Annotated in this window: 10 protein-coding genes; 3 read left to right on the top strand and 7 right to left on the bottom strand. The window is 51.4% G+C overall.

The window, feature by feature from the left end:
• Nucleotides 1-72: 72 nt before the first annotated feature.
• Nucleotides 73-2,832: a two-component sensor histidine kinase BarA gene (barA, locus tag GW590_RS13305; RefSeq protein WP_169403530.1), complete on the top strand. Its 2,760-nt coding sequence runs from the start codon at nt 73-75 to the stop codon at nt 2,830-2,832.
• Between the two features lie 81 nt (nt 2,833-2,913).
• Here barA and GW590_RS13300 read toward each other — a convergent pair whose 3' ends face one another.
• From GW590_RS13300 to GW590_RS13285, 4 genes are all read right to left on the bottom strand, one after another.
• A complete protein-coding gene (locus GW590_RS13300) occupies nt 2,914-4,053 on the bottom strand; it encodes a glycerate kinase (protein WP_169403529.1) in 1,140 nt (379 codons plus the stop codon).
• Between the two features lie 111 nt (nt 4,054-4,164).
• Entirely contained in the window at nt 4,165-5,070 is a 906-nt protein-coding gene (gene garR, locus GW590_RS13295) for a 2-hydroxy-3-oxopropionate reductase (RefSeq protein WP_328803072.1), read from the bottom strand.
• The gene (gene garL / locus GW590_RS13290) at nt 5,067-5,837 is read right to left on the bottom strand and encodes a 2-dehydro-3-deoxyglucarate aldolase (protein WP_169403527.1); all 771 of its coding nucleotides are present in this window, start codon (nt 5,835-5,837) and stop codon (nt 5,067-5,069) included. Before garL ends, garR begins: the two co-directional genes overlap by 4 nt.
• A gap of 54 nt (nt 5,838-5,891) precedes the next feature.
• Complete coding sequence (locus tag GW590_RS13285; protein ID WP_169403526.1) at nt 5,892-7,226, bottom strand: MFS transporter; 1,335 nt, start codon at nt 7,224-7,226, stop codon at nt 5,892-5,894.
• 555 nt (nt 7,227-7,781) lie between these two features.
• On the opposite strand from GW590_RS13285, the gene garD reads away from it, so the two are divergent.
• Nucleotides 7,782-9,347, top strand: a complete 1,566-nt coding sequence (gene garD, locus GW590_RS13280; RefSeq protein WP_169403525.1) for a galactarate dehydratase — start codon at nt 7,782-7,784, stop codon at nt 9,345-9,347.
• Nucleotides 9,348-10,808: 1,461 nt separating this feature from the next.
• Nucleotides 10,809-10,961 carry a hypothetical protein gene (locus GW590_RS13275; protein ID WP_169403524.1) on the top strand — a complete coding sequence of 51 codons (153 nt, stop codon included), beginning with the start codon at nt 10,809-10,811 and terminating at the stop codon, nt 10,959-10,961.
• A 10-nt stretch (nt 10,962-10,971) separates the two neighbouring features.
• Here the strand turns inward: GW590_RS13275 and gudD are convergent, their stop codons facing one another.
• From gudD to GW590_RS13260, 3 genes are read right to left on the bottom strand one after another with little or no spacing between them, the layout of a single operon-like run.
• Nucleotides 10,972-12,312 carry a glucarate dehydratase gene (gene gudD / locus GW590_RS13270; RefSeq protein ID WP_169403523.1) on the bottom strand — a complete coding sequence of 447 codons (1,341 nt, stop codon included), beginning with the start codon at nt 12,310-12,312 and terminating at the stop codon, nt 10,972-10,974.
• A gap of 8 nt (nt 12,313-12,320) precedes the next feature.
• Nucleotides 12,321-13,661, bottom strand: coding sequence for an enolase C-terminal domain-like protein (locus GW590_RS13265; RefSeq protein WP_169403615.1), 1,341 nt, complete (start codon nt 13,659-13,661; stop codon nt 12,321-12,323).
• Nucleotides 13,662-13,687: 26 nt separating this feature from the next.
• Nucleotides 13,688-15,037, bottom strand: coding sequence for an MFS transporter (locus tag GW590_RS13260; protein ID WP_169403522.1), 1,350 nt, complete (start codon nt 15,035-15,037; stop codon nt 13,688-13,690).
• Between the last annotated feature and the right edge of the window lie 252 nt (nt 15,038-15,289).

Below are 15,289 nucleotides of genomic sequence, written 5' to 3'. Positions count from 1 at the left end.
CAGCGTTCGCTTGTCGGCAAGGACTTTGGGTATACTTCAGTTCAGTTACCAATTCTCCCACATTGGAACCCCATGACCAAATATAGCCTTCGGGCACGGATGATGATTCTGATTCTGGCACCGACATTGATGATCGGTTTGCTGCTCAGCACCTTTTTTGTGGTGCATCGTTACAATGAGTTGCAGAACCAGTTAATCGACGCAGGTGCCAGTATTATAGAACCCCTGGCGGTAGCCAGTGAGTACGGCATGACATTACGCGAGCGAGCTCCCATTACCCGCGTGATTGATCGTCTGCACCGCACCCACTCTGAGATTGTGCGCGCCATCAGCGTCTATGATGGCGACAACAAACTGTTTTCCACCTCCAATTCACTGCGCGACGGCACGCTATTACAGGTGAAACCCGGCACCCCGCTGCCTCAGGAACTGTCGCAGGAGCACACCGGCGACTCGATTATCCTGCGAACGCCCATTCTGGCGGAAAATAATACCCTTGCCGATGATGACGCCTTTCGCGAGTCGGCCGATCACAATCTGGGCTATATCGCCATTGAGCTGGATCTCAGTTCGGTGCGCCTGCAGCAGTATCAGGAAGCCTTTGTCTCCGCCTTGTTGCTGCTCTCTTGCCTGGGCATCGCCACGCTGTTTGCCTATCGCCTGATGCGCGATGTTACCGGTCCCATCCGCAATATGGTCAATACCGTGGACCGCATTCGCCGCGGTCAGCTCGACAGCCGGGTTGAGGGCAATATGCTTGGCGAACTCAATATGCTGAAAAACGGCATTAACTCGATGGCCATGTCATTGACCGCCTATCACGAAGAAGTGCAGCAGAATATCGATCAGGCCACCTCGGATCTGCGGGAGACCCTGGAACAAATGGAGATCCAGAACGTTGAGCTGGATCTGGCCAAAAAACGCGCCCAGGAAGCAGCGAGGATCAAGTCCGAGTTTTTGGCCAATATGTCGCACGAACTGCGTACGCCGCTTAATGGCGTGATTGGATTTACCCGACAGACGCTAAAAACCCAGCTGTCCCCGACGCAAACCGACTATCTGCAAACCATCGAACGATCGGCCAATAACCTGCTGACCATCATTAATGACGTGCTCGACTTTTCCAAGCTGGAAGCGGGCAAGCTGGTGCTGGAGCATATTCCGTTCTCCCTGCGCGAAATGCTCGACGAGGTGGTCATTTTGCTGGCCCACAGTGCCCATGACAAAGGGCTGGAGCTGACCATCAACGTGCATAACAATGTGCCGGAAGATGTGCTTGGCGATCCGATGCGTCTACAGCAAGTTGTCACCAACTTACTGGGTAATGCCATTAAATTCACCGAAAATGGCAATATTGATATCAATGTGGAATTACGCTCGCAAAACAATTTGCAAGTGGAGTTGGAGGTACAAATCCATGATACCGGCATCGGTATCTCAGAGCGCCAGCAGTCACAGTTGTTCCAGGCTTTCCGCCAGGCGGATGCCAGTATAACCCGCCGTCATGGTGGCACCGGACTGGGGCTGGTGATCACCCAGCGGCTGGTCAAGGAAATGGGCGGCGATATCAGTTTTTACAGCCAGCCAGGTCGCGGTTCAACCTTCTGGTTTCATATCACCCTTGAGCTCAACGAAAACCATCATCACACCCCACTCTCCATGGCTTGCCTGCAAGGTAAAAAATTAGCCTATATCGAGGCCAATCCAACGGCCGCCAAAGCAGTCAAAGAAGTGATGGCCGCCACGCCGGTGGAAGTGATCTATCGCACCAGCCTCAGCCAGTTGCCGGACAAACATTACGATTTTATCCTCTATGGTCTGCCGATCCGTCTTAACCATCATCTTACCGACTATGACGAACACCTGCAGAAGCTGCTGGATGTCAGCGATCGTCTGATCCTGGCGCTACCCAGCCAGTTCCAGATATCGGCTGAGCAACTGAAAAGCAAAGGGGTATACGCCTGTGTCAGCAAGCCCGTCTCCAGCGTTCGCCTGCTGCCCTTTTTGCTGGAAAACTCGCAGGCAGCAGACAACGACCAGGATCAGGGCAGTAGCCAACGGCTGCCAATGACGGTGATGGCGGTCGATGATAATCCGGCAAATCTAAAGCTTATCGGCGCCCTGCTTGAGGAACTGGTAGAAACCACGTTGCTGTGCAACAGCGGAGAAGAGGCGATTGAGCTGGCAAAAAACGTCAATATGGATGTAATTTTAATGGATATCCAAATGCCCAATATTGACGGTATTCGCACCAGTGAGCTGATTCATCTTTTGCCTCATCACAGCAATACACCGATTGTGGCAGTAACTGCCCATGCATTGAGCGGTGAAAGAGAGCAATTTATCAAAGCGGGTATGGAGGATTATCTTTCAAAACCCATTGACGAAGGCATGCTGAAAACCGTGCTGTCTCGCTATCATGCCAGTGCCTTGCAGGCATCGGCGTTGACTCTCGCTTACGAAGATAAACCGATAGAAACCTCCGTACCCAGGACACTGGACTGGGCGCTGGCACTGCGCCAGTCGGCCAATAAAGAGACGCTGGCCAAAGATTTGCTACAGATGCTGGTCGACTTTTTGCCGCAGGTCAGTGAGCGCGTTACCGCCATTAGCCAGGGCAAACAGGACGACGATATTTTAGCGTTAATCCATAAACTGCATGGCAGTTGCAGCTACAGCGGCGTGCCCCGTTTAAAACAACTGTGTTTTTACATTGAACAACAGCTGCGCAAAAACGTGCCCCTCGAAGAACTGGAGCCGGAGTGGTTTGAGCTTATCGATGAAATTGACAATGTTATCCGCGATGCAAAAACCCATTTGCAACAGCATTAACGGTGTCAGGCAAGCAGGCAATAAAAAGCCGATACCCTGACTGCAAGATATCGGCTTTTAAGACACACCTCGGCAATGAGGTTACATTTTTTGCGCCAGACGGATAGTCGCTGCAATATTACGCGCCGCTTTGCGCAAATTATCAGCCGCATTGTCCAGTGCATCTTCCAGCGTGCAAATGCTATACAGCACGCTGAATACCGCATCCAGACCGTGCTCATAAACCACATCCACGTCTTTGGTCAGACTGCCACCAATGGCAATAACGGGTTTATTATAGCGCTTGGCTATGCGCGCCACGCCGATCGGCACCTTGCCATTGATACTCTGGCTGTCGATGCGACCTTCCCCGGTGATCACCAGGGTGGCATCTTTCACCAGCGCGTCCAGCCCCAGGGCTTCGGTGACAATCTCAATTCCCTGACGCAGCTCGGCATGACAGAAACCATACAGCGCCGCCCCCATTCCCCCGGCTGCCCCGGCTCCTGGAACGTGCTCAACGTCAATCCCCAACTGCTGGTGAATAACCTGGGCATAGTGTTGCAGATAGCCGTCAAGCTGAGTGATCATCTCTGGCGTCGCCCCTTTTTGTGGGCCAAACACTGCCGTTGCCCCTTTCGCGCCAGTGAGCGGATTAGTGACATCACAGGCGACTTCAAAGCGGCATTTTTTTACTCTCTCATCGAGACCACTGACGTCGATTTTTGCCAGATTAATCAGCTCACCGCCGCCTAAACCAATCTCTTTCCCCTCTTTGCTCAACAATCTGACACCCAACGCCTGGACCATACCGGCTCCGCCGTCGTTGGTAGCACTACCGCCGATACCGATGATGCAATGTTCCACACCGTGATCCAGGGCATTTTTAATCAACTCTCCGGTGCCAAAGGAGGTGGTTTTTAATGGATTCCGTTTGGCGGGCGGTACGCATTCCAAACCGCTAGCCGCCGCCATTTCGATAAAAGCTATTTTTTCATCGCCAGAAAGTCCGAAGAAAGCGTCGATCGGCTGACCGAGTGGGCCGGTGACCTTAACCGCCACCACTCGTCCCCCGGTTGCTGCCACCATGGCTTCCACTGTGCCCTCGCCTCCGTCAGCCACAGGCAGCTTGATATACTCTGCCTGGGGAAAAATTTCACGGAAGCCACTTTCAATGGCCGTTGCCACATCCAAGGCAGACAAACTTTCTTTGAATGAATCCGGTGCGATTACTATTTTCATAAATAATCCACTTTCATAAACAATCCGCACGGCTGTGAAAATGCGTCCTGTCAGATTTACACCTAATCAGCCGGGAGTTCACCGCCAAACGACGGTGCGACTCCCGAGCGACTACCGGGTCACTTCAACTTTCGCCAGATTTTCATAATAGCGTGCCAAAGCGCTATGGTCAGATTGTCCGTGACCGTCGGCTTTCAGCGCTTGCATCATTTCCATCACCATGGCGGTCAGCGGCAGTTGCGCGCCAACGCTATGAGAGGTATCCAGGGCATTGGCCAAATCTTTGATATGCAGATCGATACGGAAACCGGGTTTGAAATTGCGATCCATCACCATCGGTGCTTTGGCTTCCAACACCGTGCTGCCCGCCAGGCCACCACGAATTGCCTGGAATACCAGATCCGGATCCACCCCGGCTTTGGTCGCCAGCACCAGGGCTTCTGACATGGCGGCAATATTCAGCGCGACGATCACCTGGTTAGCCAGTTTGGTGACATTACCGGCACCGATATCACCGGTATGCACCACAGAACCGGCCATACATTTCATCACTTCGTAGCATTGATCAAAGACCGCTTTGTCGCCGCCGACCATTACTGACAAGGTACCGTCAATGGCTTTTGGTTCACCGCCGCTGACCGGCGCATCGAGCATAATGACTTTTTTCGCCGCCAGCGCTTCACTGACTTCACGACTGGCCAAAGGGGCAATCGAGCTCATATCAATCAGGATAGTGCCTTCACGCGCACCTTCGAGAATGCCGTTTTGGCCCAGCGCCACTTCTTTTACCTGTGGGGAGTTAGGCAGCATAGTGATAATTATATCGCTTTGTGCCGCAATCGCCTTGGGTGAGTCTGCTTTTTCAGCGCCCGCGGCAACCAGTTCCGCGACCGCGACCGGGTTATTATCCAGTACGACCAGTGAATAGCCCGCTTTCAGCAGATTTTTACTCATGGGTTTGCCCATGATACCCAGGCCAATAAATCCGATTTTCATACTTACTACCTCATTAGTTATTTAGTGAAACGGTCGCACAACGCCTGAGTCCCGGCGCGAAAAACACCCAAATCGCTGCCCACGGCAACAAAGGTTGCGCCCCATTCCATATAGCGGCGGGCATCGGCTTCAACCGGTGCCAGAATGCCGCTTGGTTTGCCCTGCGCTTTGGCACGGTCAAAGATATGTTTGATTGCTGCCTGCACATCGGCATGGCCGGCATTACCCAAATGGCCGAGAGCCGCAGCCAAATCGCTTGGCCCGACAAAAATCCCGTCAATACCGTCAACTGCGGCGATGGCATCAATATTGTCGACCCCTTGCTGGCTTTCGATCTGCACCATCACACTGATGTTGTCGTTACTGTTGGCGAAGTAGTCGGCCACAGTGCCGAACATATTGCCGCGATGAGAAACTGACACGCCGCGGATACCGGCTGGCGGGTAACGGGTAGAAGCCACGGCACGTTCCGCCTGCTCACGAGTTTCGACAAAAGGCACCAAAAAGTTGGCAAAGCCGATATCCAGCAGGCGTTTGATCACCACCGGCTCATTGGTTGGTGGCCGAACCACTGGGGCACTTTTGCTGCCTTTAAGCGCCATCAGCTGTGGCACAAAGCTGGTGATATCATTTGGCGCATGTTCACCATCGAGCAACAACCAGTCAAAGCCCGCCAGTCCGAGAACTTCTGTCGAAATCGGATTACTCAGTGCACACCAGCAACCGATTACGGTTTTCCCTGCCAGCAAATCCTGACGAAAACGGTTTGTGATCACTTGATTACTCATACGAAACCTCAATTATGGGAGCGGACAGTCAGCATCGTCCGGCTCCATCTCAGATTAGTTTTTCTTGAATTCCAGGCGCTTGATTTCACCCACAACCAGCAAATAACAGAGCATCGACATCAGCGCAGAACAGCCAACAAAGATCAGTGCGCTATTAAATGAATGTAAACCTTTAACCAGATAGCCAATCAGCAAAGGGGTAACAATTGAAGCGACATTACCGAAAATATTGAAGATAGCCCCGCACATACCCACCATCTCTTTAGGGGCGGTATCGGCAATCACCGGCCAACCCAGGGCACCAAACCCTTTGCCAAAAAAGGCCAGTGCCATTAAGGCCACCACTAACACATTGTTATTGGTGTAATTACAAAGAATGATGCCAGAGGCGAGGATCATGCCGCAGACGATAGGAATTTTACGTGCCGCAGTCAGTGAGAAGCCGCGTTTAAGCAAATGGTCAGACACCACGCCACCGAGGATACCGCCACAAAATCCACACATAGCCGGAATAGAGGCAATCAGGCCGACTTTCAGAATCGACATGCCTTTTTCCTGCACCAGATAAATGGGAAACCAGGTGAGGAAAAACCAGGTGATGGTATTAAGGAAATATTGGCCAAAGAAAATACCCAGCATCATGCGGCTACTCAGCAATTGACGAACATAGTCCCATTTCGGTCCTTTTTTGCCCGTTTTACTTCTGTCCTGGTCCATATTGACCACGGCACCGCCCTGCTCGATATATTTCAGCTCACTGGCCGAAACCCCGGGATGATCGAGAGGGTTACGTACAAACTTCACCCAGAAAATAGTCAGCACAAAGCCAATAACACCCATCACGACAAAGACGTTTTGCCATCCCCAGGCATAGGTCAGCCAGCCGAGAAAGGGCGAGAAGATCGCCAGCGAGAAATACTGCGCCGCATTAAAAATAGATGAAGCGGTGGCGCGCTCTTTGGCCGGAAACCAGGCTGCCACCATTCTGGCATTGGCAGGAAATGCCGGCGCCTCGGCAAAGCCCAATAGAAACTGAAGTAAAAACAGTGACATTACTGCATAGGCAACCGGAAACCAGCCAACGAAACCCTGTAACAGAGTAAAGAACGACCAGAAAACCAGACTATAGGTATAAACTTTAATAGTACCAAAGCGGTCAAGTAACCAGCCGCCAGGTAGCTGCATTAATAGATACGAAATACCAAAAGCGGAAAATATTTTGCCCAAATCGACAACGTCCAGCCCCAGACTTTTCGATACTTCGGTGCCTGCTATTGACAGGGTGACACGGTCTGCGTAGTTAACAGCGGTAATAATAAAGATAATAAGCAAAATAATATAACGGACGTGGGTCTGCTTATTCTCCGTAGTAATAGATTGAACACTCATTTTTTCCCTCTCAATAACACGTTGCGGCCAGTCATAGACATCATTTTTAATTCCACCAATGTTTTTAAATGTACTGGACTCGCGGTTATTCATCCCTGTAACAATAAAGATCCTTTAGGAAGATTAACGCCCATAACTCACCCGTATTGTTTGCTAAGGCTACCTTCAGAGGGTATAGCCAGTATAAAAAGATAAAGCAGAAATAACACTGTGCAAGCGCCCAATAATACAGCCTTGATAAACGCATTTTTCATGGCAAAGTCACATTCCGATGGGATAGAAATCACATTCTTTTGGCAGCTAAATAAACCTCACAAAAAATAGTGATAAGAGTCACACTTTATCCATCATATGCCAGAGAAAATTGCGCTATAGTCGTTGAAAGCTAGTCAATTGCACAATGAGCAATCTAAGGGTTTGCTTTATAATCGTTGCCATTAACCCGTATTGCATGACTAAGTAAACATTCAGTTTCAGAGAACAACGTTAAAACCCACTCTTTTAATCGAGAACCAGGATTTTAATTACAGAAAGCGTTTTTAAGCGGAGACTTTTATGTCACGTACATTGGAACAGGCCGCCAAAGCCTTATATATAAAAGTTCATGAGAGTGACAATGTTGCCATTATTGTTAATGACAACGGGCTCACTGCCGGAACGCGGTTTGCCGACGGCCTGGAATTGGTTGAGCATATACCTCAAGGCCATAAAGTGGCTTTGCAAGCCATCGCCAAAGGTGAAGATATAATTCGTTATGGCGAAGTTATTGGCTATGCCGTACGAAATATCCCGCAAGGCGGCTGGATTGATGAGTCGCTGGTTGAACTGCCGTTGGCTCCGGCACTGGAGACACTGCCGCTGGCGACGCGAGTTCCGGCAGCGCTGCCACCGCTTGAGGGGTATACTTTTGAGGGTTATCGCAATAAAGACGGCAGTGTGGGTACCAAAAATCTGCTCGGTATTACCACTAGCGTGCATTGCGTGGCCGGTGTCGTCGATTATGTAGTTAAAATCATCGAACGCGACCTACTGCCGCAATATCCGAACGTCGATGGTGTGGTGGGCCTTAATCATCTCTATGGCTGTGGCGTAGCAATCAATGCCCCTGCTGCGGTGGTGCCAATTCGCACTATCCATAACCTGGCGCTTAACCCCAATTTTGGTGGCGAGGTGATGGTTGTCGGTCTGGGTTGTGAAAAACTGCAACCGGAAAAACTGCTGGAGGGAACCTCTGACGTGCAGGCTATTTCTCTTGATGACGCTAAAATTGTGCGTTTGCAAGATGAAAAGCATGTCGGCTTTCAGTCGATGGTGGACGATATCCTCACTGTGGCGCATTTCCATCTGCAGCGTTTGAACAAACGTCAGCGTGAAACCTGTCCGGTGTCCGATCTGGTGGTAGGTACGCAGTGTGGCGGCAGCGATGCCTTCTCCGGTGTCACCGCCAATCCTGCGGTCGGTTTTGCCTCGGACTTGCTGGTACGCTGTGGCGCGACTGTGATGTTCTCGGAAGTGACCGAAGTACGCGATGCCATTCATTTGCTGACGCCGCGTGCTGCCGATGAAAGCGTAGGTAAACGTCTGCTGGAAGAAATGGCCTGGTATGACAATTATCTGGCCAATGGTCTGACTGACCGCAGCGCTAACCCGTCTCCCGGCAATAAAAAAGGCGGTCTGGCCAACGTGGTGGAAAAGGCGCTCGGTTCTATTGCCAAATCGGGTACCAGCGCCATTGTTGAGGTGCTGTCTCCGGGTCAACGTCCTACCAAGCGCGGGCTGATTTATGCGGCAACGCCAGCCAGTGACTTTGTCTGCGGAACCCAGCAGTTGGCCTCGGGTATTACCGTGCAGGTATTTACCACCGGGCGCGGCACGCCATACGGTTTGCTGGCCGTACCGGTGATCAAGATGGCGACCCGCACCACACTGGCAGACCGCTGGTTTGATCTGATGGATCTCAATGCCGGTACTATTGCCACTGGCGATGCCACCATTGAGGATGTTGGCTGGGAGTTGTTCCATTTTATTCTGGATATTGCCAGTGGCCGCAAGAAAACCTGGTCAGATCAATGGGGTATTCATAATGCCTTGGCAGTGTTTAATCCTGCGCCAGTGACTTGATAGGCTTAGGGCTTAAATGGCAATTTCTTGGTTTAAAGGGCTATTGGCTTTAGAGGAATTGTTTCGGTTTGGGCTTAAATGTCAATTTACTACTTAAAAGTCAATGGGCTATGAGGAGTTGTTTCGGTTTTATAATAGCGGTGGCTACTTAACCCGCTGTGCCGAACCGAGTTAAGGAGCGCTGGCCCGCTCCTTAACAATCCTGGGCCTTTTGGTGTCTTTGATTCGTCTGCTGCCTATTACCGGCTATGTTCCAGCGACTCCGAGCGTGGCACGAGCCGCGCTGCTGCGCAGTCCCCTTGCTCGGTCGGGAGCCAAAAGCGTCTCCCTCCGCTTCGCGCGGCGCCGCCTCTGAATGTGCCAACTAGCTATGTAAACAGTGCCGGTTTGGCTTAAATGGCAATTTTTTGGCTTAAAAGGCAATTGGCTTTAGAGGAGCTGTTTCGGTTGGGCTTAAATGGCAATTTCTGATTTTAAAATCAATGGGCTATGAGGAGTTGTTTCGGTTTTATAATTGCGGTGGCTACTTAACCCGCTGTGCCGAACCGAGTTAAGGAGCGCTGGCCCGCTCCTTAACAATCCTGGGCCTTTTGGTGTTGTTAATGCGTCTGCTGCCTATTACCGGCTATGTTTCAGTCACTCCCAGCGTGGCACGAGCCGCGCTGCTGCGCAGTCCCCTTGCTCGGTCGGGAGCCAAAAACGTCTCCCTCCGCTTCGCGCGGCGCCGTCTCTGAATGTGCCAACTAGCTATGTAAACAGTGCCGGTTTGGCTTAAAGTCAATTAACTCCGAGGAGCTGTTTCGGTTTTATTATTGCGGTGGCCACTTAACCCGCTGTGCCGAACCGAGTTAAGGAGCGCTGGCCCGCTCCTTAACAATCCTTGGCCTTTTGGTGTCTTTGATGCGTCTGCTGCCTATTACCGGCTATGTTTCAGTTACCCCCTGCGTGGCACGAGCCGCGCTGCTGCGCAGTCCCCTTGCTCGGTCGGGAGCCAAAAACGTCTCCCTCCGCTTCGCGCGGCGCCGTCTCTGAATGTGCCAGTAAGCTATATACGCCGTGCCGTTTCAGCAGCAAACTTTTTATCTTTTTATCTTTTTATCTTTTTGTCGTTCGCCGTTGACCTTCGATGTTGCCGGTTTTTCAGTAAATGCCGCTTGGCCGATTCAAACCCTACGCTGAGCGACGTGGAGCGAGACGCTTTTGGCTCGCGACCGAGTGAAGGGACCGCGAAGCGGCGTGGTTTAGGCCACGCGCCGGGGTTACTGGAAAGAACTACAACCGAGGGCACGACACATATCAACAACACCAAAAAGCTCAGGGGTCAAGGGGACTCGAGCGACTGCGAGTCCCCTTGTCGGTTCGGCACTGCGGGTTAAGCTGCCACCGCTATTATAAAACCGAAACCCTTTGCTCGGAGTAAATTGACTTTTAAGCGAGAGAGGCGGTCTGGGCCGCCGCCCAGTGAGCGCAGCGAATGCCCTTGACCTTGAAGTTGAAGTTGAAGTTGAAGTTGACCTTGAATTTAAAAGCAAATCTGCAATTAAAACCCAAACCAAAACCAAAAACAATTTCCCTAAAGCCAATTGCCTTTTAAGTAAAAAAATTGACTTTTAAGCCCCCCTACCTACCGCACTAAACAAGGCTTCTTGGGATCAAACTTCCAGTCTGGCACCAAAAACTGCATACCAATACCATCATCACGGGCACCCAATCCCATATTTTTATACAGCTCGTGCGCCTTCATCAGTTGATCGTTATCCAGCTCGATACCCAAACCAGGACGTTCAGGCACTTTTACCATCCCGCCTTTGATTTGCAATGGTTCCTTGGTCAGACGCTGATTGCCTTCCTGCCAGATCCAATGGGTATCAATGGCGGTGATTTTGCCCGGCGCGGCAGCAGCAACATGGGTAAACATCGCCAAAGAAATATCAAAGTGATTGTTGGAGTGCGAACCCCAGGTCAAGCCCCACTCATGGCACATCTGCGCGACACGTACCGAACCCTGCATCGTCCAAAAATGCGGATCCGCCAGCGGGATATCCACCGATTTTAACTGAATGGTATGACCCATTTGTCGCCAGTCGGTGGCAATCATATTAGTCGCCGTCGGCAAACCGGTGGCCTGACGGAATTCGGCCATGATCTCGCGACCGGAGAAGCCCTGCTCAGCACCGCACGGATCTTCCGCATAGGCCAAGACATTACGCAGTTGTTTACCCAGACCAATGGCTTCATTTAATGACCAGGCACCGTTGGGATCGAGGGTAATACGTGCCTGCGGAAAACGCTGAGACAACGCGGTGACCGCTTCTGCCTCTTCGCTGCCGCGCAGCACCCCGCCTTTGAGTTTAAAATCGTTGAAACCATAGCGGTCATAGGCCGCTTCTGCCAGACGCACCACCGACTCTGGTGTCAAAGCTTCTTCATGACGTAAACGGTACCAGTCACAACGCTCATCGCGTTGATGCTGATACGGCAAATTGGTTTTGTCGGCATCGCCGATATAGAACAGATAACCCAGCATCTCGACAGCATCACGCTGCTGGCCGTCGCCCAATAATGAGGCGACGCTGACATTGAGATATTGTCCAAGCAAATCCAGCATCGCCGCTTCAATCGCCGTCACGACATGGATAGTGGTGCGCAGATCGAAGGTTTGCAGCCCGCGTCCGGCGGCATCGCGATCGGCAAATTGCTGACGCACGGCACTCATCACATTTTTATATTCACCCAGGGTTTTGCCGACCACCAATGGCTCGGCATCCGCCAGCGTTTGACGAATTTTTTCGCCACCGGGGACTTCCCCGACACCGGTATGCCCGTCGTTATCTTTCAGGATCAGGATATTACGGGTAAAAAACGGCGCATGCGCGCCGCTTAAATTCAACAACATGCTGTCGTGCCCGGCAACGGGTACAACCTGCATAGAAACAATTTTCGGGGTAGAAGATACAGCTGTCATAACGGCTCCTATTTGCGACCAAATGCCGGACGCTTACGATCGAACTTCCAGTCTGGGATTAAATACTGCATAGCCGCCGCATCGTTACGGGCGCCGCTCGGCAGTTTTTTATGTAATTCATGGGCCTGATGGATGCGGTCCATATCCACTTCAATGCCAAGTCCCGGTTTTTCCGGCACTTTGATTTTGCCGTTTTTAATTTGCAGCGGCTCTTTGGTCAGACGTTGGTTGCCTTCCTGCCAGATCCAATGGGTGTCGATGGCCGTCGGCTTACCCGGCGCTGCCGCGCCCACATGGGTAAACATCGCCAGGGAGATATCAAAGTGATTATTTGAATGACAACCCCAGGTTAAACCCCAGTCGTTGCACAGCTGCGCCACGCGCACCGCCCCCTGCATCGTCCAGAAATGCGGATCGGCCAGCGGAATATCGATCGACTGCAACATTACTGCATGCTGCATTTCACGCCAGTTGGTGGCGATCATATTGGTGGCCACCGGCAACCCGGTAGCGCGGCGGAATTCGGCCATCACTTCACGGCCGGAGAAACCCTGTTCAGCACCGCAGGGATCTTCGGCGTAGGTCAGGATCCCCTGCATGTTTTTGCACAGGCCAATGGCTTCATCCAACAGCCAGGCACCATTGGGATCGACGGTAATGCGTGCATCCGGAAAACGTTTATGCAGCGCGGTAACAGTTTCAATTTCCTGCTCACCGGGCAATACGCCGCCTTTGAGTTTAAAATCCTTAAAGCCGTAGCGCTCCTGTGCTGCCTCGCCAAGGCGCACTATGGCGGCACTGTCCATGGCTTTTTGATGACGCAGATGATACCAGTCATCACCTGGGCCTTCCCCGGCCTGATAAGGCAGATCGGTTTTTTCACGATCGCCAATATAAAACAGGTAACCAAGCACGGTCACTTCATCGCGCTGCTTACCCGGCCCCAGTAATTCAACCACCGGCACGCCGAGGAACTTGCCCATTAAATCGAGCAAGGCCGCTTCCAGTGCCGCTACCGCATTGACGCGGAGTTCAAACGTCCAGGCGCCTTTACCAAAAGAGTCAAAGTCCGAGGACTGATTCCCCACGTGGATCTCATGAACCAGGGTGTTCATGCGCGCCACTTCCCGGCCTTTGACCTGCGGGATGGCATCCACCAGGGTTTGGTAAATGACTTCGCCGCCGGGGGCTTCACCAACGCCGGTATTACCGGCGCTGTCTTTAAGAATGACGATATTACGAGTGAAATAGGCACCGTGCGCACCGCCAATGTTCAGCAACATACTGTCATGTCCGGCCACCGGAATAACCTGCATATCGGTGATCACTGGCGAACTTTGAGTACTCATCATTGTTTCCTTCTACCTTGAGTCGGCTAGTAAGCGCGTAATTCAATACGTTCGATTTTCTGCACAATAAACAAGAAGCTAACAACGGCCACCATGGCGTGGATGGCGACATACAACAATGCGCCATTAAATGAACCCGTGGCAGCAATGATATAGCCGATAGCGATTGGCGTGACGATGCCTGAGGCATTGCCGCACATATTGAACAAGCCGCCGCTAAGTCCGCTGATTTCTTTCGGTGCCGTATCGGCCAACACTGCCCAGCCCAGCGCTCCCAGACCTTTACCAAAGAAGGCCATGGCCATCACTGCAATCACCACCCATTCCGTGGTGACATAGTTGCAAATCACCATCGACATGGAGAGCAGCATACCGAGCACGATAGGAAATTTACGCGCAAAGGTTAGCGAGTTGGTGCGGCGCATCAGGTAGTCTGAAATCACGCCGCCCAAAATACCGCCGAGAAAACCTGAAACTGCGGGAATAGAGGCCACCATGCCGGCTTTAAGGATCGACATGCCTTTTTCCTGCACCAGATAAATCGGGAACCAGGTGATAAAGAAATAGGTCAGCGCGTTAATGCAGTATTGTCCCAGATAGATGCCCACCATCATGCGCGTGGAAAGCAGCTGTTTTATTTGCTGGAATTTAGAGCCTTTGCCAACGACCTTGCCGCCTTTATTGCTTTTCTGATCCATATTGATCAGCGCACCGCCGGCTTCGATATAGTCCAGTTCTGCCTGATTGGCACTCGGATGATCTTTAGGATCGTAAATCACCTTCAGCCAGATAAAGCTAAGCAACAGACCCAGGCCGCCCATAAAGAAGAAGACATGTGACCAGCCAACTTCTGAGGTCAGCCAACCCATGATGGGGGCAAAAATCACCGTGGCAAAATACTGTGCGGAGTTAAAAATAGAGACCGCAGTGCCGCGTTCCTGAGCCGGAAACCAGGCGGCAACAATACGGCTGTTGCCCGGGAAAGAAGGCGCTTCGGCAAGCCCCACCAGGAAACGTAAGGCAAAAAGCGCGATAACAATGCTAAAACCGTGGAAAATATTGACAAAGCCTTGCAGCAGGGTAAATAACGACCAGATAAAAATACTGTAGAAATAAACCTTTTTAGACCCAAATTTATCCAGCAACCAGCCGCCGGGTATTTGTCCTATCACATAGGCCCAGGAAAATGCCGAAAAGATATATCCCATACCAACAGAATCCAGACCAATATCTTTGGCCATGGCAGTACCGGCAATAGACAGCGTGGCCCGATCGCCGTAATTGAATGAGGTTACGATAAACAACATAACCACTATCCAGTAGCGAGCATTGGTTCTCTTTTTTGTGATGCTCACCGCCGAGCTGAATGAATCCATGATGTTCTCCAAAGAGAGTATTGACGTCACGCGCATTCTGAAGGGGGAGAGATGTAGGGTATCAGAATAAAACGCATACAAAACAAGCAGTCATGCCGAGAACAACAGCGTTACTGTTATAATATTTTCCATTGTATGGAATAAATATAACGCCATGTCACGACGATAACAGTATAGGGAGAACACCCCTTTGCCTCACTAGGCAAAGCGACAAGCTTAAAAGCGATAATTTAATTATATTATGGCAAATGC

The sequence above is a fragment of the Rouxiella aceris genome, assembly GCF_012933545.1.
Taxonomy (GTDB): Bacteria; Pseudomonadota; Gammaproteobacteria; order Enterobacterales; family Enterobacteriaceae; genus Rouxiella; species Rouxiella aceris.
This window is presented reverse-complemented; position numbering and strand designations above follow the sequence as displayed.

Coding starts and splice junctions, on each gene's coding strand:
- barA (WP_169403530.1), top strand. CDS start 73: ATGACCAAATATAGCCTTCGGGCACGGATGATGATTCTGATTCTGGCA.
- gudD (WP_169403523.1), bottom strand. CDS start 12,312: ATGACAGCTGTATCTTCTACCCCGAAAATTGTTTCTATGCAGGTTGTA.
- GW590_RS13300 (WP_169403529.1), bottom strand. CDS start 4,053: ATGAAAATAGTAATCGCACCGGATTCATTCAAAGAAAGTTTGTCTGCC.
- GW590_RS13285 (WP_169403526.1), bottom strand. CDS start 7,226: ATGAGTGTTCAATCTATTACTACGGAGAATAAGCAGACCCACGTCCGT.
- GW590_RS13260 (WP_169403522.1), bottom strand. CDS start 15,037: ATGGATTCATTCAGCTCGGCGGTGAGCATCACAAAAAAGAGAACCAAT.
- garD (WP_169403525.1), top strand. CDS start 7,782: ATGTCACGTACATTGGAACAGGCCGCCAAAGCCTTATATATAAAAGTT.
- GW590_RS13265 (WP_169403615.1), bottom strand. CDS start 13,661: ATGAGTACTCAAAGTTCGCCAGTGATCACCGATATGCAGGTTATTCCG.
- garL (WP_169403527.1), bottom strand. CDS start 5,837: ATGAGTAATCAAGTGATCACAAACCGTTTTCGTCAGGATTTGCTGGCA.